Source organism: Glaciecola sp. 2405UD65-10, from assembly GCF_048820975.1.
In the GTDB taxonomy this organism is placed as follows: Bacteria; Pseudomonadota; Gammaproteobacteria; order Enterobacterales; family Alteromonadaceae; genus Glaciecola.
Genome location: NZ_JBMEUF010000003.1, coordinates 251618 through 273276, shown reverse-complemented (window position 1 = coordinate 273276; position 21659 = coordinate 251618). Strand labels below are relative to the sequence as shown.

19 protein-coding genes and 5 tRNA genes are annotated in these 21659 nt (G+C 40.8%); 4 read left to right on the top strand and 20 right to left on the bottom strand.

Going from position 1 to position 21659, the window contains the following annotated elements:
- Positions 1–10: 10 nt before the first annotated feature.
- From ACOI22_RS16420 to ACOI22_RS16380, 9 genes are all read right to left on the bottom strand, one after another.
- Positions 11–871 carry a PilW family protein gene (locus ACOI22_RS16420; RefSeq protein WP_420673218.1) on the bottom strand — a complete coding sequence of 287 codons (861 nt, stop codon included), beginning with the start codon at positions 869–871 and terminating at the stop codon, positions 11–13.
- Positions 868–1521 carry a type IV pilus modification protein PilV gene (pilV, locus tag ACOI22_RS16415; RefSeq protein ID WP_420673217.1) on the bottom strand — a complete coding sequence of 218 codons (654 nt, stop codon included), beginning with the start codon at positions 1519–1521 and terminating at the stop codon, positions 868–870. Before pilV ends, ACOI22_RS16420 begins: the two co-directional genes overlap by 4 nt.
- A 282-nt stretch (positions 1522–1803) precedes the next feature.
- Positions 1804–2748 (bottom strand): 4-hydroxy-3-methylbut-2-enyl diphosphate reductase, encoded by a 945-nt coding sequence (gene ispH / locus ACOI22_RS16410; protein ID WP_420673216.1) that lies wholly within the window; start codon positions 2746–2748, stop codon positions 1804–1806.
- An 8-nt stretch (positions 2749–2756) separates the two neighbouring features.
- The gene (gene fkpB / locus ACOI22_RS16405) at positions 2757–3215 is read right to left on the bottom strand and encodes an FKBP-type peptidyl-prolyl cis-trans isomerase (RefSeq protein ID WP_420673215.1); all 459 of its coding nucleotides are present in this window, start codon (positions 3213–3215) and stop codon (positions 2757–2759) included.
- Positions 3208–3708 (bottom strand): signal peptidase II, encoded by a 501-nt coding sequence (lspA, locus tag ACOI22_RS16400; protein ID WP_420673214.1) that lies wholly within the window; start codon positions 3706–3708, stop codon positions 3208–3210. Before lspA ends, fkpB begins: the two co-directional genes overlap by 8 nt.
- Positions 3701–6526 (bottom strand): isoleucine--tRNA ligase, encoded by a 2826-nt coding sequence (gene ileS / locus ACOI22_RS16395; protein ID WP_420673213.1) that lies wholly within the window; start codon positions 6524–6526, stop codon positions 3701–3703. Before ileS ends, lspA begins: the two co-directional genes overlap by 8 nt.
- Positions 6527–6538: 12 nt before the next feature.
- The gene (gene ribF / locus ACOI22_RS16390) at positions 6539–7468 is read right to left on the bottom strand and encodes a bifunctional riboflavin kinase/FAD synthetase (protein WP_420673212.1); all 930 of its coding nucleotides are present in this window, start codon (positions 7466–7468) and stop codon (positions 6539–6541) included.
- A gap of 192 nt (positions 7469–7660) precedes the next feature.
- Positions 7661–9217 carry a murein biosynthesis integral membrane protein MurJ gene (murJ, locus tag ACOI22_RS16385; protein WP_420673211.1) on the bottom strand — a complete coding sequence of 519 codons (1557 nt, stop codon included), beginning with the start codon at positions 9215–9217 and terminating at the stop codon, positions 7661–7663.
- Between the two features lie 29 nt (positions 9218–9246).
- A complete protein-coding gene (locus ACOI22_RS16380) occupies positions 9247–9666 on the bottom strand; it encodes an HPP family protein (protein ID WP_420673210.1) in 420 nt (139 codons plus the stop codon).
- A gap of 204 nt (positions 9667–9870) precedes the next feature.
- Between ACOI22_RS16380 and rpsT the strand changes: the two genes are divergently transcribed.
- Positions 9871–10134: a 30S ribosomal protein S20 gene (gene rpsT / locus ACOI22_RS16375; RefSeq protein ID WP_420673209.1), complete on the top strand. Its 264-nt coding sequence runs from the start codon at positions 9871–9873 to the stop codon at positions 10132–10134.
- Positions 10135–10393: 259 nt separating this feature from the next.
- Positions 10394–10567 carry a hypothetical protein gene (locus tag ACOI22_RS16370; protein WP_420673208.1) on the top strand — a complete coding sequence of 58 codons (174 nt, stop codon included), beginning with the start codon at positions 10394–10396 and terminating at the stop codon, positions 10565–10567.
- Between the two features lie 66 nt (positions 10568–10633).
- Here the strand turns inward: ACOI22_RS16370 and ACOI22_RS16365 are convergent, their stop codons facing one another.
- The 11 genes from ACOI22_RS16365 to ACOI22_RS16315 all read right to left on the bottom strand — a co-directional run bounded on the left by ACOI22_RS16365 (position 10634) and on the right by ACOI22_RS16315 (position 19999).
- Positions 10634–12520, bottom strand: coding sequence for a SurA N-terminal domain-containing protein (locus ACOI22_RS16365; protein ID WP_420673207.1), 1887 nt, complete (start codon positions 12518–12520; stop codon positions 10634–10636).
- Between the two features lie 203 nt (positions 12521–12723).
- Positions 12724–12996 (bottom strand): nucleoid-associated protein HU-beta, encoded by a 273-nt coding sequence (hupB, locus tag ACOI22_RS16360; protein ID WP_420673206.1) that lies wholly within the window; start codon positions 12994–12996, stop codon positions 12724–12726.
- Between the two features lie 269 nt (positions 12997–13265).
- Positions 13266–15611, bottom strand: a complete 2346-nt coding sequence (gene lon, locus ACOI22_RS16355; protein ID WP_420673205.1) for an endopeptidase La — start codon at positions 15609–15611, stop codon at positions 13266–13268.
- 98 nt (positions 15612–15709) lie between these two features.
- Positions 15710–16984 carry an ATP-dependent protease ATP-binding subunit ClpX gene (clpX, locus tag ACOI22_RS16350; protein ID WP_420673204.1) on the bottom strand — a complete coding sequence of 425 codons (1275 nt, stop codon included), beginning with the start codon at positions 16982–16984 and terminating at the stop codon, positions 15710–15712.
- Positions 16985–17101: 117 nt separating this feature from the next.
- A complete protein-coding gene (gene clpP / locus ACOI22_RS16345; RefSeq protein WP_420673203.1) occupies positions 17102–17749 on the bottom strand; it encodes an ATP-dependent Clp endopeptidase proteolytic subunit ClpP in 648 nt (215 codons plus the stop codon).
- A gap of 91 nt (positions 17750–17840) precedes the next feature.
- Positions 17841–19145, bottom strand: a complete 1305-nt coding sequence (tig, locus tag ACOI22_RS16340; RefSeq protein ID WP_420673202.1) for a trigger factor — start codon at positions 19143–19145, stop codon at positions 17841–17843.
- 242 nt (positions 19146–19387) lie between these two features.
- Positions 19388–19464: transfer RNA gene (locus tag ACOI22_RS16335), tRNA-Pro, on the bottom strand.
- 12 nt (positions 19465–19476) lie between these two features.
- A tRNA-Leu gene (locus ACOI22_RS16330) sits at positions 19477–19561 on the bottom strand.
- A 36-nt stretch (positions 19562–19597) separates the two neighbouring features.
- Positions 19598–19673, bottom strand: a tRNA-His gene (locus tag ACOI22_RS16325).
- A 146-nt stretch (positions 19674–19819) separates the two neighbouring features.
- Positions 19820–19896: transfer RNA gene (locus ACOI22_RS16320), tRNA-Arg, on the bottom strand.
- A 26-nt stretch (positions 19897–19922) separates the two neighbouring features.
- Positions 19923–19999 (bottom strand) — tRNA-Pro (locus tag ACOI22_RS16315).
- 241 nt (positions 20000–20240) lie between these two features.
- On the opposite strand from ACOI22_RS16315, the gene folD reads away from it, so the two are divergent.
- Together folD and ACOI22_RS16305 are read left to right on the top strand one after the other, a co-directional pair.
- Positions 20241–21107, top strand: a complete 867-nt coding sequence (gene folD / locus ACOI22_RS16310; RefSeq protein WP_420673201.1) for a bifunctional methylenetetrahydrofolate dehydrogenase/methenyltetrahydrofolate cyclohydrolase FolD — start codon at positions 20241–20243, stop codon at positions 21105–21107.
- Positions 21107–21652 carry a DUF1415 domain-containing protein gene (locus ACOI22_RS16305; RefSeq protein WP_420673200.1) on the top strand — a complete coding sequence of 182 codons (546 nt, stop codon included), beginning with the start codon at positions 21107–21109 and terminating at the stop codon, positions 21650–21652. The genes folD and ACOI22_RS16305 overlap by 1 nt, the downstream gene beginning before the upstream one ends.
- The last annotated feature ends 7 nt before the right edge of the window (positions 21653–21659 follow it).

Below are 21659 nucleotides of genomic sequence, written 5' to 3'. Positions count from 1 at the left end.
TTCTTTATTTTCACGTTCGTCCCCGGGCAAAATTTTTCATATTCCTAAGTGTTACTGTTGTTTCAAAGGCTTTGTACAAGCCCTTATCTGGTGCAGTTATTACATCTTCACCCAATAATTTAAATTGAGCTGCGCTATCAAGTTGAATTTCGCCCTCGCCCTTAACCACAATCGCTACACGAATGCTAACAACCTGCTTTCCTGCGTTGTAGGCGCCCTCTAATCCTGAGGCATCTATATATTGGGTGGGTAATGCTTGTGTGCCGTTGATGGTAGTATCGGTCGTTCCGTAACTTACTTGAAAACTCAATACGTCATCTAAAAGGGTAAATGCCGAATGAGCATTGTGACCAACGGCTACTTTTTGATTTCGCAAAAAACGTCCGTCAAAACCTCTGCATTTAAGCGATGTTCCGCTTACAAAGTACTCGTTAACCACATAAAACTCTTCATCAGCTCCGTAGCCTAATTTGTAGCCACGGCAGTCCCTATCACTTTGCAAACTAATCACCAAAATATCGTTTGCGCCATCTGCACCTTGCGCTGCGCCTAGCTCAAGGCGCGCTGCAAAATCTCCTGGAATAGGCACCGGATGATTACGAACGAAGGATTCCTCTTCTACTACATCCACTGCATCACTTAAATTAGGATTTAAACGGTCATACAAACCTACTTGAAGTAATTCATCACGCATACGCGCTATAATATATCGACCGCTTTCTTGTGTACTGGCTACTGCTCTATTTAAGCGTTCAGTCACGCTGTTACTTACCATAATTTGAATAATTGCAGCTGATATAATTAAGCCCAAGGCGAGTGAAATCATCACTTCAATTAAGGTAAAGCCCTTTTGGCTATGGCGAGAAGTCATAGTGCGATCTCAATGGCTACGCAGTCATATTCTGCGGTGTTGTTTGTATTGCAACGTTGATTCGCAATTTTGTGTTGGTCGCCCCAACTTTTCATGGGCCATTTCACCATAACAGAATGAATAGAGCCCGCTGTGCAGGAATCTGTATCGCCAGGATCTGAATCGTTCAGGCAGGCTACCTCTATAGTAGCACTGGGGTTTTCTCTCACTACTGCGCACGACATTTGATAAGCATCAAACGTAGCAATTTCACTGGCGTCACACTCACCGGTTTCGCAATTAGTGATATCAGCAGGTACTGCCTGACAAAAACAATCGAAGTCAGATTGGCCCGAGCCACAACTCAAATTATCAAAGTTGTATAAGTCAGTATTAAAATAGTTGTTATTGACCACAAATCCGTCTGTTACCTGTGAGGGAACAGTACTTGCCCTTAAGCGCTCACTCATTTGCTGAGCAACCATAACAGCTTGCGTTCGCGCCAACGCTTCTTTATTAGTAAATGAACCAACAAATTGCAGGGAAGCCACACCTAGTAATCCAATAGCCAATATCACTAAGGTCACTAGTACCTCAATCATACCTACTCCCCGCTGGGCTTGTAGCGTACTATTGTTTACATGAAATGTGCTGTGCTTAGGCTTACTCATTACTATCGCTTTAATCAAAAAAGTTTTTCCATATGGCCACTTTACTGATTTTTGTCAATGCTTGGTTATGATGAATGAGTGTAAGGTATTAAATTTAATTAGATACTGGATTTAGGGATAGTTTTCTTTTGTAAAGAAAGGTTTTGAGAACCGAAGAAAAGCAATATTTATTATAAGGTTAAAGCAAAAAAGCAAATAATAGAAAAACTATTATTCGCTTTTACGTATATTTTGATAGCCGTTTTGAGCGCGGATACTATGAAAATAAGCGCTAATTAGACTTTACGAAATTTGTTTAATTCTTAGCTCTTTAGGTACCGCAAATTCCACATTTTCTGGGCGCCCTTCACGCTCTATGGCCGCAACTGCTCCCCATTCTTTGAGCCGGTCAACTACTCGCTGAACCAATACTTCTGGCGCTGATGCACCGGCTGTTACGCCAATATTGTTCACACCTTCAAGCCAATCTTGCTTTATACAATCTTGATCAGCAATCAGGTAAGCTTTCGCTCCCATTTTTTCTGCTAACTCACGCAAACGGTTAGAATTCGATGAATTTTGAGCCCCTACTACAAGCAATACTTCGCAATCACTTGAAAGCTCTCTAACAGAGTCTTGGCGATTTTGTGTTGCATAGCAAATATCATCTTTGCGCGGGCCGTCAATTTTAGGAAACTTAGTACGCAAAGCATCAATCACTTCAGCCGTATCATCCACTGATAATGTTGTTTGGCTACAGTAATACAACTCATTGGGATTGTTTACGTTTAGCTGAGCAACATCTTGAATGGACTCAACCAAATAAATACCACCTTCAGGGTTGCTATATTGCCCCATGGTTCCCTCTACTTCAGGATGACCATTATGCCCTATTAAAACGCACTCTGTGCCTTTATTGCTAGCACGCATAACTTCCATGTGAACTTTTGTTACCAGCGGACATGTAGCATCAAATACTTTTAAACCACGATCACTTGCTTGCTTTCTAACCGCTTGTGAAACGCCGTGTGCAGAAAAAATCACAATGGCGTCATCGGGAACTTCACTTAATTCATCTACAAAAATAGCGCCGCGATGTTTTAGCCCGTCAACTACAAAGCGGTTATGAACCACTTCGTGCCTTACATAAATAGGCGGCTCAAAAATCTCCAAGGCTCGCTCAACTATGGTGATAGCGCGGTCAACGCCGGCACAAAAACCTCTTGGGTTAGCTAGATGAATTTCCATGGTTCTCTCTATTTCACTTCTATAATTTCAACATTAAACACAACAGTTTGCCCTGCTAATGGATGATTAAAATCAACGGTCACAGAATGCCCTGCAACACTTCTAATAATCCCAGGCAGTTCACTACCATCAGGTTGAGAAAAGCCCATTATAGTCCCTTCCTGAAGTTCCATATCGGCGCTAAACTTAGATTTATCTACATGGTAGATGTTATCAGGGTTAGGTTGGCCAAACGCGTCTTCTGGCGCTAAGGTAAAAGCTTTTTTATCACCCTTTTTAAGACCGCGCAAACAATCTTCAAAATTGGGCGTAAGGCTACCATCGCCCATTACCATCTTAGCCGGTTTGTCGTGCACACGTGTACTGTCGGCTGCTGTGCCATCTTCTAAGGTTAAATCAAAGTGCAGAATTACGGCACTGTTGTCGGTAATAGCTATGCCATTATCTGAACTGTTTGTATCACTCATCTACTTTATTTGCCTCTTTATTTTTGAACATGTCAATAATGAGCAGAGCTGCGCCTATAAAAATAACTGAATCAGCTACATTAAACGCTGGCCAATGATAATTACCATAGTAAAAATCTAAAAAATCAATTACATACCCATGAGCCATGCGATCAAGCACATTACCTAGCGCTCCGCCTAATATGAACGAAAACGCCACCGGTAGCATCACTTGATGCTTAGGTGCTTGCTTTAACCACCACACAATGACTACGCTAACTATAATAGCGACTGCCGATAAAAAATATCGCTGCCAGCCGCCCGCATCATATAAAAAGCTAAATGCTGCACCATAGTTATGTACGTATGTAAGATTAAAAAAGCTCGTTATTTGGATTGATTGATACAAATTCATTGCATCCACTACCGCTATTTTGCTCCATTGATCAAGCAACACTGCAATAACAGATATCCACAAAAATCGTAGCCCCGTGTTTTTAAACAAGTTATGCATAATGACGTGCTTCCCCGTCACCATCTACGTTTTCAATACAACGATTACATAGTTCTGGGTGTTCAGCGTTAGTACCAACTTCTGGTTTATGATGCCAGCAGCGAGTACACTTTTCATCAGATGACTTTTCAACTAGCACGAACAAGCCCTCTTCAGAGGTTGCAGATGCTTCGTCAGTCTTACTTTCCAAAGGTTTAACTACCGCTTCAGAGGTAATTAATACAAAGCGAAGCTCATCTTCTAATTGGCTAAGTTTTAGCGCGGTGTCGGCATCGGCAAACAAGGTCACTTTGGCTTCTAAAGAACCACCTAGTAACTTGGCTGTACGAGCCTTTTCAAGCGCACTATTTACTTCCGCTTTAATTTTCATGATTTGCTGCCAATAGCTGTGGTCAAACTTGTTCTGCGGTACCACAGGTAAGCCTTCATACCATTGACCAGTAAATACAAATTCGTCACGCTTACCTGGCAACACTTCCCACAATTCTTGTGCAGTAAAACTCATAATTGGCGCCATCCAGCGAACCAATGATTCCATAATATGATACAAAGCCGTTTGACAAGAGCGACGTGCTAAGCCATCGGCTTTAGCGGTATATTGGCGGTCTTTGATAATATCTAGGTAGAAACTACCCATTTCAATTGAGCAAAACTGCATTAGCGTTTGGCAAACTATTAGCATGTCATACTCTTCGTATGCCGCTAATATTTGTGCTTGTATTTCAGTGGTTCTTGCCACAGCCCACGCATCTAATGCCACCATATTTTCTGGAGCAACTAAGTCAGTTTCAGGGTTGAAGCCGTTTAAATTAGAGAGCAGAAAGCGGCACGTGTTTCTAATTCTACGGTAAGCGTCAGCCGAGCGTTTTAAAATTTCGTCACTCACCGTCATTTCACCGCGGTAATCAGTTGATGCCGCCCATAAACGAAGGATATCGGCCCCCAGTTTATTCGTAACTTCCTGCGGCGCAATTACGTTTCCAATGGACTTAGACATTTTCTTACCGTTAGCATCTACGGTAAAACCATGAGTTAACACTTGCTTGTATGGAGCGTGGCCATGCATAGCCGTTGATGACATAAGAGATGACATAAACCAACCACGGTGTTGGTCAGAACCTTCTAAGTATAAATCAGCACTTGCTGGAATATCTTCGCGCTTATCCACCACAAAGTAGTGAGTCACACCCGAGTCAAACCATACATCAAGAGTATCAGTTACTTTTACGTAGTTTGCTGCGTCGTCACCTAGTAACTCTTCGTCGCTAAAGTCCCACCACGCTTGAATGCCTTTTTCTTCAGTAGCTTTAGCTACTTTTTCCATAATCTCTTGTGAATTTGGATGTATTTCACCCGTTGCCACATGGATAAATAAACAAATTGGAACCCCCCACGTACGTTGGCGAGAAATACACCAATCAGGGCGACCTTCTACCATGCTAGTGATACGATTTTCACCCCAAGCAGGTATCCATTGTGTTTGCTTAATTTGCTCTAATGACTGCGTACGTAAACCTTGCTTATCCATGCTAATGAACCACTGTGGCGTGGCGCGAAAAATAATTGGCGTTTTATGGCGCCAGCAGTGCGGATAACTATGCTCGTATTTTACATTTAACACTAAGGCATTGTGTTCTTCTAGTGCTTCTATAATAGCTTGGTTAGCTTTAAATACATGCATACCTGCGAACATGGGCGTGTCTTCTAAATATACACCGTTAGGACCCACAGGATTATAAACTTCTATATCGTATTGCTTGCCTACATTAAAATCGTCTACACCGTGTGCAGGGGCGGTATGAACACACCCAGTACCTGATTCAGTAGTTACGTGGTCACCTAAAATCAACGGCACTTGAATATCTAATAGAGGATGATTCACTTTTGCATTTTCTAATGCTTGGCCTAAACACTCAGCCACTGTCGCAACTTTTTCAGCACTATAACGCGCGGCACATGATTCCACTAAATCACTGGCTAACACAAAACGTTTAACAGCCCCATCTATCGTCATATCAACCAAACTATAGCTCAATTCAGGGTGCAAGCTAATGGCGCGGTTTGCGGGAATCGTCCATGGCGTGGTTGTCCAAATCACTACGCTAGGTGAATGCTGCTCAAACTGCTCAGCACTTAAGCCAAATGCAGATGCAATAGCATCTACAGAATAAGCGGTAAATGCAACATCTATAGCGGGTGACACTTTATCTTGATATTCTACTTCAGCTTCAGCGAGCGCTGAGCCACAATCAGTACACCAATGGACTGGTTTAAAACCTTTTTCCATATGTCCTGAAGATACAATTTGCGCTAAAGCACGAATAATGTCGGCTTCGCTTTTGAAATCCATCGTTTTATAAGGTTGTTTCCAATTGCCTAGTACACCTAAGCGCTGGAAGTCTTTACTTTGGCCTTCAATTTGGCGATTCGCATAAGCACGGCAACGTTCTCTAAACTCAGCTACCGAAACTTTCTTACCTGGCTTACCGACTTTCTTTTCAACCATAAGCTCAATAGGCAGACCATGGCAATCCCAGCCAGGCACGTAAGGCGCATCAAAATCAGATAAGGTTTTTGATTTAACAATAATATCTTTTAAAATCTTATTTACAGCATGGCCAATATGAATGTCACCGTTCGCATACGGGGGGCCATCATGAAGAATAAACGGCTTTTTACCTTCTTTTGCTTCTCTAATCTTTTGGTACAAATCTTTTTTGTCCCATTTTTTAAGCATTTCAGGTTCACGATTTGCTAAATTGCCGCGCATAGGAAAGGCGGTATCTGGCAAATTCAACGTCGCTTTGTAATCACTCATATTGTTTTTCCATTATTCAAAGTTAGCTAACAAGCTTCTGGCTTGAGTCGCATCTTTGTTGATTTGTTGTTTTAAGACCTGAAAATCAGGAAATTTAATCTCGTCTCTAATCTTTTTCAATAGTTCAACTTCAACGTTTTGACCATAAAGGTCCCCGTCGAAATCAAATAAATGCGCTTCTAGCTGCATTCTTTGACCGTTTAAGGTAGGTCTGTTCCCTACATTAATAACCGCATTATAAATACCAGTTTTGGTCTTAACTAGCCCTGCGAATACGCCTTTGACGGGCGATTTATGGCGGCGCATTAAAACGTTAGCTGTAGGATATCCTATGGTACGCCCATTTTTCTCACCATGAACAACTTTGCCTCTTATTACGTAGGCACCACCTAGCATTTCTTTAGCACCTTCAAAATCACCTTGACTAAGGGCTGTGCGAACGGCGGTAGAACTAATTCGGCAATCGTGAACCTTAAAACTTTGTGTGCTTACCACATCAAAGCCTGCTGTTTCACTGGCATCACGCAACATGTCAAAATCCCCTTCGCGTTTATAGCCGAAGCGGAAATCGTCACCCACTACTAAAAACTTTACCCCTAACTGTTTTATCAGTAGGTCGTGGATAAAGCTTTGTGGTGAAATTGCCGAAAAATCTCGAGTAAAACGCACACACAATAAGCGATGAACACCTATATCGCGAAGAGCTATATATTTGTCTTTAAGCAATGATAACCTTGCAGGCGCACGCTCTGCGCTAAAAAGCTCTTCTGGTTGAGGTTCAAACACCATCACTACCGCCGGTAAATTTAATTCCTCGGCTTTTTGCAATACGCTTTTAAGTACCGCCTGATGTCCTAAGTGAACACCATCAAATTTACCAATAGTCAAAACACACCCATGATGATGAGTGCCAATATTATGTAAACCTCTGATTAATTCCACGCTAAATTACTTGTGCTCATTGTTCTTCTAAGGCGACTTTTCAAGATATTGTTGACTAAGCGCAATTTATATAAAGAATGCTAGTTTCAAAACCCTCGATTATAAACAACATACGCGCTAATACCAATGCTTTCGCTAGGTTTAGTCAATTATTTAACGGCACAAAAAGGAATAAGACATGCTCTTTACGGGCTAGTCTTTGTTTATTAGTTGATGCGGGCGAATACCAACTAAAAGTAAACAAACTAGGTAGCTGACTAAGCCAACGCCAACAACAGTACAAAGATTAAGCACCCGCACATAAAAAGTGCTTTCTTCCCATACGAGTTGCGATGAAAGCCAAACTATTGCCGTGGTCATTACCGCGGTAGAAACAAGCACCTTAATCAGAAAAAGCCAAGTTGCTTTTTGAATTTTATATACCCCTAGTTGGGCAAGCCTGCGATAAAGCAATACCGCATTCAGCGTGCCTGATAAAGCAGTAGCCATTGCTAAGCCAACATAACTAAATGGCCATGCCAAAATTAAGTTAAACACCATATTGGCAACCATGGTAATGATCCCAAATTTAACTGGGGTTTTAGTGTCTTGGCGTGAATAAAAAGCAGGGGCAAATATTTTTACCAGCATAAAGCTAAATAAACCGGCTCCGTAAGCCATTAAACTGTATGAGGCCATGTAGGTGTCATCAATACTAAACTCACCACGTTGAAAAATCACAAGCAGCAAAGGCATTGCTAGCACCATAAGGGCGGCACTTGCCGGAATACCCAACATAGCAATAATGCGTAAGGCCCAATCTATATTTGATGAAAACGACTTTTTATCATCACTTACATGATTCTTAGATAAAGTAGGCAATATAACAGTAGCAATGGCTATACCAAACAGCCCAAGGGGGAATTCCAACAAGCGGTCAGAATAATATAACCAACTAATAGAACCGGTCATGAGGAAGCTGGCAATCAAGGTATCGAGCAATAGGTTAATTTGGCTAACCGATACGCCAAATAACGCCGGAATCATTAACGTTCGCACCTTGGTCACATTCGGATCTGACCATCCCCATTTAGGTTTAACTAGTACACCTGCACGGTACAAAAATGGAAGCTGAAAGCTCAATTGTACTATACCACCAATAAACACGCCCCACGCTAATGCATATGCGCCAATAGATACATAAGGTGTTAGGTAAAACGCACAGGCAATAATACAAACATTAAGCAATACCGGTGTAAAAGCGGCAACAGCGAATTTATTTAGGGTATTGAGTATAGCGCCAGCGAAACCAGTGAGTGAAATAAAGAAAATGTACGGAAAGGTAATTTTAAGTAAAGTCGATGCTAATTCAAATTTTGCTCCGCTAGGTTCATCGTTTAAATAATCTATAAACCAACCTGTTCCAAATAAGGCAGCAAGCACAGGCGAAGCAATTACACCTACAATAGCGGTAATAAATAAAATCAAACCCAAGGTGCCTGACACTTTAGCGGTGAAATCCTTAAGTTTTGCTTGGTCATTTTGCGCTTGCACTTCGGTTAATACAGGAATAAACGCTTGAGCAAAGGCTCCTTCTGCGAATAATCTACGTAAAAAATTGGGAATTTTATTGGCGAAGAAAAACACATCGGCGGCGGCACCCGCCCCCATAAGATTTGCCACAACAACATCTCTAACCAAGCCTAGAATTCGTGAAATGAGGGTCATTGCGCTCACGATCATTCCGGCTTTTAATAACTTTTTGGGCATTCCTTCGTCCTAGGTCTAGTGTTGGCTTGTTAACTTAACAAGCTTAGTGATAATTTTACGAAATCTGATGAGGTTAACATCCCCACTAAATTATTTTCGCTATCGAAAACCGGTAAGCAACCATTTTTATTCTTTAAAAAATATTCTGCAGCATCTTTTAAACTCATTGACGTAGGTACTCGTTCAAAATCAGTGATGGCTACATCCATTACGGAGGTTTGCATTTCTTTTTCAAGTAAGTGACCTGAGCCAAATTCACTAATAAACCCAACCACTTTTGATATCATCACTTTTTGCGTAACTAAACCCAGCATTGTTGAGTTTGTTTTGTCCATTACTGGAATATGCCGAATTCCCTTTTTATTAATAAGGTCGTGGGCATTTTTCATAGTGTGTTCGCTAGTAAGGGTAACTAGCTGTGTGGTCATTAAATCAGCTACAGTTTGCATAATAGGCCTATAAAATTAAAAAATAATATACAAAGGTATCGGTCGTATTCTAATTTTTCTGCACAATATCAGTATAGTATACTTGTTTTGCAAACAGACTAACGATTATTTTCATTAAAATGCGTCATTGTGTTGACAAAACAGCCAATAACTTAGATAATCCGCACCCTCAATTTTTGACATCAATACTTTAGGAGTTACACCTTGGCTAACATTAAGTCTGCTAAGAAACGTGCAATTCAAGCTGAAAAGCGTCGCCAGCATAATGCAAGCCGTCGCTCCATGACTCGTACTTGCATAAAGAAAGTGGTTGCCGCTATTGAAGCTGGTAATAAAGAAGCTGCACAATCAGCATTAGATGCTGCTGTACCGCAATTAGACAGAATGGCAACTAAAGGCCTTATTCATAAGAATAAAGCTGCGCGTCATAAGTCTCGCTTAAATGCACAAATTAAAGAGTTAGCGTAATTTACGTTAATTAACTTACTCTTGGTGCCACGTTTATTATAAACGTTTATATCATTTGAATAAGTTATCTTTTAAAAATTCAAAACCGACCTTTATGGTCGGTTTTTTTTGTTTGTAAAGAAATCAAATATGTAAATGGATGAACTTAAACCTACTTACCTATAGTATATTACCTATATCAATGGTCTGTTCTACTAACGTAACTTTGCTAATTTACGTAGCACACGCTTTATTTTGTTCTTTTGGGAAACGCTCATTTATGATCAAGTTTGTTTTTTTATTTCCGTTAACACTTTGCTTAATTTGGTACGCTTATTTAAGCTACAACGGGCACTCTGTAGCTGATGGCAAAAAAGGATTTATTTATATTACTATTGTGTCTGCAGTCATTATCGCTTTCTTTGCCATTGTATGGCTAATCACTCGCCCTTAACATAAAGCAAGCAATAAAAAACCCCGGTACCTTTCAGCAACCGGGGTTTATTAGTGTTTTGAAACCTTACTGCGTAATCACTTCAATTGCTGCGTTTTCACGCAGAGCATTTACGAAGCTCTCGTAAGTTTGTTGTGTTTGTGCATTTGCAATACGATTCTTACCTGCACTTGTTTGCTCTTCAGCAAAGTCAGACGCTTCTTTAACAGCTGTGAGCTGAACAATGCCTACGTTGCCATTAGATAAAGTCACAAGTTCTGCGCCATCTACATCTACACCTAGCGCAAACAGTGACTCCACAAACTCACGTGCTAATTCGCCGCTATCTCTTCGTACATCGCTATACTCACGCCAAGCAAGGTCATGCTCGTCTAATAAAGCGCTTACGTCTTCATTGTTGAATAAGGCGGTCTGAATGCTTTGTGCATACTCAAAGGCTTGATCTTGTGCCTTATTATTTTTAAGTTCACTTTCAATTAGGCCTTTCACTTCATCTAAAGCACGCGTGCGCTGAGGTTTATGCTCAGCAACGCGAGTAACCATAATAACGTTATCACTCAATTCAATTAATTCACTATTAACTTGCTCGTCAATTAGTTCGCTAGAAAAAGCAATATCATTTAACTGGGGGTAGTTAACACCTGGCGGTAATTGGCCTGCTTCAAAGAAAGGTGTTTCAATAATAGGACGATTAACCGCTTCAGCAACTGCGCTTAAAGAATCAGGCTCTTCGAATGCTAAACGCGACATTTCATTTTGCAGCGCAAAGTATTCGTCAGTGGCTTTATTTGTGATGATTTCTTCTTTAAGTTCATCGCGAACCTCAGCCAACGGCGTAACCACCGCAGGTGACAACTCAGATAACTTAATAACGTGAAGACCAAATTCGCTCTCAACAATTCCGCTTATGTCGCCTTTTGCTTCAAGAGCAAAGGCAGCATCTTCTAACGCACCTTCATAATCTCCACGTGCAATTATCCCTAAATCGCCGCCTTCTTCAGCACTAACGATGTCATCAGAATATTGTTCAGCTAAGCTTGCGAAGTCTTCACCCGCGTTCAATTTCGCGACTACTTCTTCCGCTTTTTGCTGTGCTTCATCTTCACCGTTGATGGTTTCAATTAAGATGTGAGCGATTCTTCTTTCTTCTTCATTGGTATAAAAAGCGATGTTGTCTTGATAGCTTTGTTCAATTTCCTCATCACTTGCTTCAAATTTAGACATTAAATCTGAAACAGATAATGTGACGTAAGCTAACTTAACTTGTTCTTCAGTATCAAAATCTGACAAGTTATTTTCATAGTACGTTTGAACTTCTTCATCAGTTAAAGTGATTGAATCTTGATATTTATTAATATCAATTTCAATTACTTTGGCATCACGTGTTTGCTCTTGCAAAGACAATAACTGCTGTACCTGATGAGACAAACTAAAACCGGTTCCGCGCAAAGCTTGTTGTAGTTGTTGACGCGTCATTTCTTTGCGCATATATTCAGCAAATTGGCTAGGGCTATAACCCGCGCGCGCTAGGCTAGAAGTATACATTGTATTATCGAAACTACCGGCCACCTGAAACTCAGGCATTTGTGCGATGGTTTGCTTAATTTGTTCATCGCTCACGCGCAAGCCTAAGGCCTGTGCTTTTTGAGACACTAGCTCGTCGTTTATAAGACGATCAAGGATGTCTGATCTAAATTGATTTATATAGCTCTCGCTAGCAAATAATGAATTTACTGCTTCACCAAACTGGCCTTCTAAACGAGCTCTCTCGTTTTGGTAGGCAATATCAAGCGTCGACGCGTCAATTTCCTCACCGTTTACAATAGCCACTGCTGTTGTATTAGAAGATGAAATGTAGCTACCAACGCCAGTAAATACGAAACTTACTACAATTACTGCGACAATTCCTATCGCCCAAGGGCCTTGTATACCCTCTCGAATGTTTTGTAACATGTTTAACAACAACCTTTTGTTAATTATTCTTATAAAAAGAATCTGCTGCCAGACTAACTAGCACCTTGATTTAATAAAAATTTAGACGCTAGATTATACCTATCCTTAGTATGATACGCGAGTAATTACGCATCTTATGTATAAAAAAGACAGATACAAAAAAGGCGATGGTTTCCCATCGCCTTTTTAAAAATAATTGATGCTTAGTTACAAGCGTCTTTAAGTGCTTTACCTGCTTTAAAAGATGGTACTTTTGCAGCAGCAATTTGAATAGTAGCACCTGTCTGTGGGTTACGACCGCTACGAGCAGCACGTTCGCGAACAGAAAAAGTACCGAAGCCAACTAGAGCAACTTGGTCACCTTCTTTAAGTGCAGCAGTTACTGAATCAGTTAATGCGTCAAGCGCACGTCCTGCAGCTGCTTTAGAAATATCTGCGCTTCCAGCTATTGCATCGATAAGTTGAGATTTGTTCACAATATGATCCCCTTCGTTGTTATTATATTGCTTTTAAAAAAAATGTTAATGCTTTGTTAGTTACTTCATTAGATTTCGCTAAGATAAATTTACCAACAAAATTATTTTCATTATAAAATCGCTTGCTATCCCTTTATTAATAAGGCTTTAAGCGAGTACCTTCTTAAGGTAGCATAATCAGAGTGAAAGTGAATACCTTATTTAAAAAAAATAACAAAAAAAGTGATTTTCTTGTCAATTCTGCATAAAAAAAGGCCATTTGGCCTTTTTTATGATGCTACAGAGAAGGATTCCACTGGATTTTCCAGTGCAATGTCTAGTACTTCATCAATCCACTTAACTGGGTGAATAGATAAATCACCTATAACATTTGCAGGAATTTCTTCTAAATCACGCTCATTTTCATGAGGAATAATTACTACTTTTATTCCGCCACGGTGCGCAGCTAACAATTTTTCTTTTAAACCGCCAATAGCAAGTACTTCACCTCGTAAGGTAATTTCACCCGTCATGGCTACATCACATCTTACAGGGTTTCCAGTAAGTGACGACACAAGTGCTGTACACATGCCAATACCGGCACTTGGCCCATCTTTTGGAGTTGCGCCCTCGGGAACGTGTACGTGAATATCTCGCTTTTCATGAAAATCTTCGTTTATACGAAGTTTTTCAGCTCTTGAACGCACAACGGTCATGGCTGCTTTTATAGACTCTTGCATTACGTCGCCAAGCGATCCTGTTGCAGTAGTCTTACCTTTGCCGGGTACTGCGCTGGTTTCAATAGTCAGCAAATCACCGCCTACTTGAGTCCATGCAAGTCCAGTTACCTGACCAATCTGATTGTTTTTATCGGCTTTTCCATAGTCAAAACGCTGAACACCTAAGTAGTCTTTCAAATTATCATGGTTCACTACTACTGTGCCTGATTCTTTTTTCAAAAGAATATTTTTAACTGCTTTACGACATATTTTGGAAATTTCTCGCTCTAAACTTCTTACACCGGCTTCGCGCGTGTAGTAACGAATAATGCCAATAATGGCTGAATCTTCAATTGTAAGCTCTTTGGCTTTTAAGCCGTTTCGCTCAATTTGCTTTGCAATTAAATGGCGTTCAGCAATATTCAACTTTTCATCTTCGGTGTAGCCTGAAAGTCTAATCACTTCCATTCTGTCAAGAAGAGGCCCTGGAATGTTCATACTATTTGAGGTAGCAACAAACATGACATCCGATAAGTCGTAGTCCACTTCTAAGTAATGATCACTAAAACTAGAGTTTTGCTCAGGATCTAGCACTTCAAGTAAAGCTGATGACGGGTCGCCGCGCATGTCTGATGACATTTTGTCAATTTCATCAAGTAGAAATAAGGGGTTTTTCACGCCCACTTTTGACATTTTTTGTATCAGTTTACCCGGTAATGAACCTATATAGGTGCGTCTATGGCCGCGAATTTCAGCTTCATCACGCACGCCACCAAGGGCCATACGCACATATTTGCGCCCAGTTGCTTTCGCAATAGATTGTCCTAGCGATGTTTTACCTACGCCTGGCGGACCCACTAAACAAAGAATAGGACCTTTTAATTTTTTAACTCGTTGCTGAACTGCTAAATATTCTAAAATACGTTCTTTGACTTTTTCCAGGCCATAGTGATCGTTATCTAGTACCTTCTCAGCTTGTCCTAAATCACGCTTAACAGCACTTCGCTTGTGCCATGGCACTGACACTAACCAATCAATATAAGAGCGAACAACGGAAGCCTCTGCTGACATCGGTGACATCATCTTAAGTTTACTTAACTCAGTCACGGCCTTTTGCTTAGCCTCTTCTGGCATCTTCGCTTTTTCAATCTTTTGACTTAGCGCTTCAAATTCGTCAGGTGCGTCATCTAATTCACCAAGCTCTTTTTGAATCGCTTTCATTTGCTCATTCAAATAATATTCGCGCTGGCTTTTTTCCATTTGCTTTTTAACACGTGTACGAATCTTTTTCTCTACTTGTAGAAGGTCAATCTCACCTTCCATCAAAGCCATGAGGTATTCAATACGTTCAGCAACCGAGGCCATCTCCAGCACTTTCTGCTTTTCGACCAACTTAAGCGGCATATGAGCTGCCATGGTATCTGCTAAGCGTGCTATATCTTCAATACCGTTTAAAGAAGTTAATACCTCAGGTGGAATCTTTTTATTTAGCTTAACGTAACCTTCAAACTGAGACACAGCTGAACGAATTAGCACCTCTTGCTCTGTTTCTTCCATTAACTCGTCGTCTAGTACTTTAACATCGGCAACAAAGAAAGGCTCAGTTTCAACATACTTATCAATTTTTCCGCGAACGCTTCCTTCTACCAATACTTTAACCGTGCCATCAGGTAATTTAAGTAATTGTAAAATTGTAGCAACGGTGCCTATGTCAAACACCTCACTGGTGCTTGGTTCGTCTATGCCGGCATCAACCTGAGCAACTAAGAATACTTTTTTGTCATTCTCCATGGCGGCTTCAAGGCATTGAATAGACTTTTCTCTACCTACAAATAAGGGGATTACCATGTGCGGGTATACTACAACGTCGCGTAGAGCTAGGACGGGCATACCTGTGAGCATACTACTTGGAGTCATGTTTCTCTCTTAACTAATTATCATAATTGTTATATGGGGATACAGCTGGAAAGTTTAAAGTCTTTTGCAAAAAAAGGGCCAAAATCAGGCCCTTTGTTTTATTCGGATGCTGCTTTTTTATCGCTATTTTCGTAAATCAACAAAGGCTCTGACTCACCTTTAATTACCGTTTCGTCTATAACGACTTTAGATACTTCCGGAGTAGAAGGCAAGCTGTACATAGTGTCTAATAACACCGCTTCTACTATAGAGCGTAGTCCACGAGCACCGGTTTTACGTGACATCGCTTTGGCTGCTATTGCTCGAAGTGCATCTTCTCTAAACTCTAGCTCCGCATCTTCTAATGCAAACAAAGCTGCATACTGTTTTGTAATCGCATTCTTTGGCTCTTGCAAAATCTGAATAAGCGCGTCTTCACTTAACTCTTCTAAACTAGTCACCACTGGTAAGCGGCCAATAAATTCAGGAATAAGCCCGTATTTCACCAAATCTTGAGGTTCTACATCTTTAAATGATGCTGCCGCTTTTGAATCTTCAACTTTTGATTTAACTTCAGCACCAAATCCAATACCGGTTCCTTTTGCTGAGCGTTGTTCAATAATTTTGTCTAAACCAGCAAACGCGCCTCCACAAATAAACAGTATTTTAGAAGTGTCTACTTGTAAAAACTCTTGCTGTGGATGCTTTCGTCCACCTTGAGGCGGTACAGAAGCTATTGTACCTTCAATTAATTTTAACAAGGCTTGCTGAACACCTTCACCGGAAACATCGCGCGTAATAGATGGGTTATCAGACTTACGTGAAATTTTATCAATTTCATCTATGTAAACAATTCCGCGCTGCGCTTTTTCAGGATCGTAATCGCATTTTTGTAGTAGCTTTTGAATAATATTTTCTACATCTTCACCCACGTAACCGGCTTCGGTAAGAGTAGTGGCATCAGCCATGGTGAAAGGTACATCAAGCAATCGCGCTAAGGTTTCAGCAAGCAGTGTTTTACCACTACCGGTTGGCCCTATTAGCAAAATATTACTTTTACCTAATTCTACGCCATCATGTACATCACCATTTTTCAAGCGCTTGTAATGGTTGTAAACCGCAACCGATAACACTTTTTTGGCGTGCTCTTGACCAATTACGTAGTCATCTAGATGCGCATGAATTTTACTAGGCGTAGGTAAAGCATCTGCCTTTTGCTTTGGCGAGATTTCTTTTATTTCTTCGCGAATAATGTCATTACACAATTCTACGCATTCATCACAAATAAATACGGAAGGACCTGCTATTAGTTTGCGCACTTCGTGCTGACTTTTACCACAGAAGGAACAATACAATAATTTGTTATCACCGTCTTTGGTACTGTTATCACTCATAATATTTGCCTTTATTGTCCAGCTTCGCCAATGCCTAAACATACATGCATCGGCGATTACTTGGCATTTCTATATACTTATTACTGTAACCATTATACAAACGGTTTACTTTAAATTTTACTTACCTACATCGGCTCTACTGTTCAATATACTGTCAACTAAGCCATAGTCAACTGCATCTTGCGCACCTAAGAAATTATCGCGGTCAGTATCTTGCGCAACTTTTTCATATTTTTGACCGGTATGATCAGCCATTAAGCGATTCATCTTCTCTTTAATAGACAGGATTTCTTTCGCGTGTATTTCAAAATCTGACGCTTGGCCTTGGAAGCCACCTAAAGGTTGATGAATCATTACACGTGCATTTGGCAAAACATAACGTTTGCCTTTTGCGCCGGCAGATAGCAAAAATGCCCCCATACTAGCCGCTTGGCCTACGCATACAGTGCTAACATCTGGCTTTATAAAATTCATTGTATCGTATATTGCCATACCTGCAGTAACGGAACCGCCTGGTGAGTTAATATACAAGAAGATATCTTTTTCTGGATTTTCTGCTTCTAAGAAAAGCATTTGGGCCACAATTAAGTTAGCCATGTGATCTTCAACTTGACCCACTAAGAAAATAACGTTTTCTTTCAACAAGCGTGAATAAATGTCGAATGAACGCTCCCCTCTTGCCGTTTGCTCAATAACCATTGGCACTAAGGCGTTTGAAGGTGCACTAACAGAAGAATTGCTTGGTGTGAAAATAGTATTAGTCATTTCATCTCTTATTTTTAGTTAAAAAAAATGCCCGGATAGTCCGAGCATTTAATCAGTTGATAACCTGTCAAGTCAAATACTACGTAATAAATTACGCCGTTTTGTTCATGACTTCATCAAACGATTTTTCCACTTCTTTGACTTTCGCTTGATCTAATATGGCATCGATTGCTTGCTCTTCAAGTGCTAAGTTCTGAATTTGTTGTAATAACTCTTGGTTATTTTTGTAATATTCAATAACTTCGCTTGGATCTTCGTAAGCAGAAGCAGTAGTTTCAATAAGTGCATCAACACGCTCACTGTCTACTTCAATTTTGTTCTCTTTGATGATTTCACCAATTAACAAACCTACAGAAACACGACGCTTAGCATTTTCAGTGAACATGTCAGCTGGTAGCTCTGGTAAGTTTTGACCATTACCTTGCTGTGCAAAACGCTGTTTAGCTTGTTCGCGTAGGGCTTCTACTTCTTGATCTAGAAGTGCTTTTGGCACGTCTACTTTGTTATCGGCCAATAAGGCTTCAATAACAGACTCTTTTACTTTAGTTTTCAGCGTTTGGTCTAGTTCGCGCTGCATGTTTTTCTTCACTTCTTCTTTAAGTGCGTCTAAACCGCCTTCTTTAACACCAAACAATTCAGCAAATTCGTCATCTACTTTAGGTAGGTTCAAGCCTTCAACTTTAGTTACGGTAATCGCGAATGAAGCCGCTTTACCTTTTAATGCTTCAGCATGATAATCTTCAGGGAAGGTTACTTCAGCAACAACTTCATCACCTGTTTTAGCGCCTACTAATGGCTCTTCAAAACCAGGAATCATTTGGCTCTTGCCTAATTCTAGTGGGAAGTCATCAGCTTTTCCGCCTTCAAATTCTTCGCCGTCAATTGATCCAACAAAGTTGATAGTAAGCTTGTCGCCTTTCTTCGCTTTACGCTTACACTCTTTATATGTAGCGTGTTGCTTTTGAAGGGTTTTCATCATTTCGCTAAGGTCTTTATCAGCGATATTTACAACAGTTTTTTCCACTTCAAGCTTGTCTAAGCCGTTTACTTTAACTTCTGGGTAAACTTCAAAAGTAGCAGCAAATTCTAAATCTTCGCCGTCTTTATCTTTAGTAAGTTCAAAGTTAGGCATGCCAGCAGGATTGATTTTCTCTTGCATAATGGCTTGATAAAAATGCTGTTGCATAACTTCGCCAGAAACTTCTTGACGTACAGCTGCACCAAAACGCTTTTGTATCACTTTTACAGGTACTTTACCCGGACGAAAACCGTTTATACGTTGTGTTTTTGCTAATTGTTGTAAACGTGACTTAACTGCTGTATCTACAGATGCCGCAGGAACGGTAATAGTAAGACGGCGTTCTAACCCTTGAGTCGTCTCGACTGAAACTTGCATTTTTCTACCTCAACTATGCGCCAATTGCGCGTTGTAAAATCTATCACGTCAGTAGCATGCTGTTCACTGACATGGGTGGCACCCAAACAACTAAATAGGTGCATGAGTTTAAAAAAGGACGCCAGATTATACAGAGAGTAAACAATAGAGTCGAGAGATTCATTTGCTTTTAAACGAAAAAAACAACGAAATTTGAATTTAATGAGGATTTTTTGAGCGAAAAGAGAAACTAAATTAAAAAATGGTCGGTGAGATAGGATTCGAACCTACGACCCCTTGGACCCAAACCAAGTGCGCTACCAAGCTGCGCCACTCACCGAATATTTTTTAATGGTGCGGAAGGAGAGACTTGAACTCTCACGCCGTGAAGCACTGGAACCTAAATCCAGCGTGTCTACCAATTCCACCACTCCCGCGAAAGAGATATGTGCAAGTAATAAATAGGGAAGAAATGGGGTGGACGATGGGACTTGAACCCACGACAACCGGAATCACAATCCGGGGCTCTACCAACTGAGCTACGCCCACCACTGTACTACCTTTCTTTACAACTTAGTGCTAACAATTATACCGCCTATTGCCAACAGCCGCGCATTGTACATTTAAATATTATGACGTCAACAATTAATGCCATCTAAAAGGCTAAAATTGCAGCAATCAGTAAATTTAGTTAATGGCGCGTCCGGCAGGATTCGAACCTGCGACCACCCGCTTAGAAGGCGGGTGCTCTATCCAGCTGAGCTACGGACGCACAATAAATACACTGCGCTAAAAAAGTGGTCGGTGAGATAGGATTCGAACCTACGACCCCTTGGACCCAAACCAAGTGCGCTACCAAGCTGCGCCACTCACCGACATATAAACAACGAGCGTTAATGCTATTGTTTACGGGGGGCGCATGTTACCGACTAGACCCATTTTCGTCAAACACTTTTTACCCCTAAGCACGCTTTTTTTATTGAGTGTATAAAAAGCGCACAAACACAAAGCGAATTACGCTGCATTACTCATATTCTTTAACAAAAATGTTTTTTCTGCAATTACAAAAACAACTTTGCTACAATACACGCATCTTATCCCAGTGTTCTCAAAAATATGACAGCTCAACTCATAGATGGCAAAAAAATAGCAAAACAAGTTCGCAGTACCGTGGCTTCTCACATTGATACCCTAAAAGAAGCCAATAAAAGAATGCCTGGCTTGGCGGTAGTATTGGTCGGCAGTAATGCAGCATCGCAAGTATATGTAGCCAATAAAACCAAAGCTTGCGCTGAAGTAGGTCTGGTTTCAAAAGAATTCACCTTACCGGCTAATACAAGCCAAGCTGAATTGCTCGCTTTGGTTGACCAACTCAATAATGATGATGAACTTGATGGTATTTTGGTGCAACTTCCCTTGCCTGCTGGCTTGAACGCAGAGGAAGTACTTGAGCGTATTCATCCACAAAAAGATGTAGATGGGTTTCACCCTTACAATATTGGTAGGCTAGCTCAGCGCATGCCAGCGCTTCGACCTTGTACCCCCAAGGGTATAATGACAATGATTAACGCAACGAAACGCCCTATAAAAGGCTTAGATGCGGTAATAGTAGGTGCATCAAACATTGTGGGCCGTCCTATGGGTCTAGAGCTATTATTAGCCGGCTGCACCGTGACTACTTGTCATAAATTTAGTAAAGATTTAAAAAGCCATGTTGAACGTGCTGAACTGCTTGTGGTTGCAGTAGGTAAGCCTAACTTCATTCCTGGCGACTGGATAAAACCAGGCGCAATTGTGATAGATGTGGGTATTAATCGCTTAGAAGATGGTAGTTTAACCGGCGATGTTGAATTTGAAACTGCTAGCGAACGCGCTGATTGGATAACACCTGTACCCGGTGGCGTAGGCCCAATGACGGTGGCCAGTTTAATTGAAAACACTTTAGAATCTTACGTGCAATATCACAGTAAGCGCCCATCGTAATGGAAGTGCAACTTGAAACGCGTATTTGGGATTGGGTAGATAACGTCATTATTGGCGAGCAGTTCTGCCCCTTTGCTAAAGTTCCGCGTGAAAAAGGCAGTATTAAGCTACATATTTGCACCAGCAAAAAAATTGCAGATATTCTTGAAACTATTGCGCAGGAATGTAAGTTTCTGGATGACAACGCCAGTACTGAAACCACGCTCATAGCCTGCAGCCAAGCCTTGTACAAATTCGATGATTACCTTGATGTGCTTGATATGGCAAACTCTTTACTTGAAGACCTTGGCTATACGGGAACATATCAACTTGCGAGTTTTCATCCAGAATATCAATTTGAGGGAGAGCCGGCAGACAGTACAAGTCACTTTACTAATCGTTCTATTGTACCCATATTTCACCTTATCCGAGAGGCGAGCATCACCCTAGCGCTGCAATTTGTGGATAACCCTGACGACATCCCCCTACGCAATATAGATCATGCAAGCAGTTTAGGCCGTGATTTTTTCACGCCTTACTTAGTGAAAAAGTTACAGGAACAATAGCAAACAT

What these genes read in the sequence shown, in the direction of transcription:
- ACOI22_RS16420 (WP_420673218.1), bottom strand. Translation starts at nt 871, where the DNA reads ATGACTTCTCGCCATAGCCAAAAGGGCTTTACCTTAATTGAAGTGATG.
- pilV (WP_420673217.1), bottom strand. Translation starts at nt 1,521, where the DNA reads ATGAGTAAGCCTAAGCACAGCACATTTCATGTAAACAATAGTACGCTA.
- ispH (WP_420673216.1), bottom strand. Translation starts at nt 2,748, where the DNA reads ATGGAAATTCATCTAGCTAACCCAAGAGGTTTTTGTGCCGGCGTTGAC.
- fkpB (WP_420673215.1), bottom strand. Translation starts at nt 3,215, where the DNA reads ATGAGTGATACAAACAGTTCAGATAATGGCATAGCTATTACCGACAAC.
- lspA (WP_420673214.1), bottom strand. Translation starts at nt 3,708, where the DNA reads ATGCATAACTTGTTTAAAAACACGGGGCTACGATTTTTGTGGATATCT.
- ileS (WP_420673213.1), bottom strand. Translation starts at nt 6,526, where the DNA reads ATGAGTGATTACAAAGCGACGTTGAATTTGCCAGATACCGCCTTTCCT.
- murJ (WP_420673211.1), bottom strand. Translation starts at nt 9,217, where the DNA reads ATGCCCAAAAAGTTATTAAAAGCCGGAATGATCGTGAGCGCAATGACC.
- ACOI22_RS16380 (WP_420673210.1), bottom strand. Translation starts at nt 9,666, where the DNA reads ATGCAAACTGTAGCTGATTTAATGACCACACAGCTAGTTACCCTTACT.
- ACOI22_RS16370 (WP_420673208.1), top strand. Translation starts at nt 10,394, where the DNA reads ATGATCAAGTTTGTTTTTTTATTTCCGTTAACACTTTGCTTAATTTGG.
- ACOI22_RS16365 (WP_420673207.1), bottom strand. Translation starts at nt 12,520, where the DNA reads ATGTTACAAAACATTCGAGAGGGTATACAAGGCCCTTGGGCGATAGGA.
- lon (WP_420673205.1), bottom strand. Translation starts at nt 15,611, where the DNA reads ATGACTCCAAGTAGTATGCTCACAGGTATGCCCGTCCTAGCTCTACGC.
- clpX (WP_420673204.1), bottom strand. Translation starts at nt 16,984, where the DNA reads ATGAGTGATAACAGTACCAAAGACGGTGATAACAAATTATTGTATTGT.
- clpP (WP_420673203.1), bottom strand. Translation starts at nt 17,749, where the DNA reads ATGACTAATACTATTTTCACACCAAGCAATTCTTCTGTTAGTGCACCT.
- tig (WP_420673202.1), bottom strand. Translation starts at nt 19,145, where the DNA reads ATGCAAGTTTCAGTCGAGACGACTCAAGGGTTAGAACGCCGTCTTACT.
- folD (WP_420673201.1), top strand. Translation starts at nt 20,241, where the DNA reads ATGACAGCTCAACTCATAGATGGCAAAAAAATAGCAAAACAAGTTCGC.
- ACOI22_RS16305 (WP_420673200.1), top strand. Translation starts at nt 21,107, where the DNA reads ATGGAAGTGCAACTTGAAACGCGTATTTGGGATTGGGTAGATAACGTC.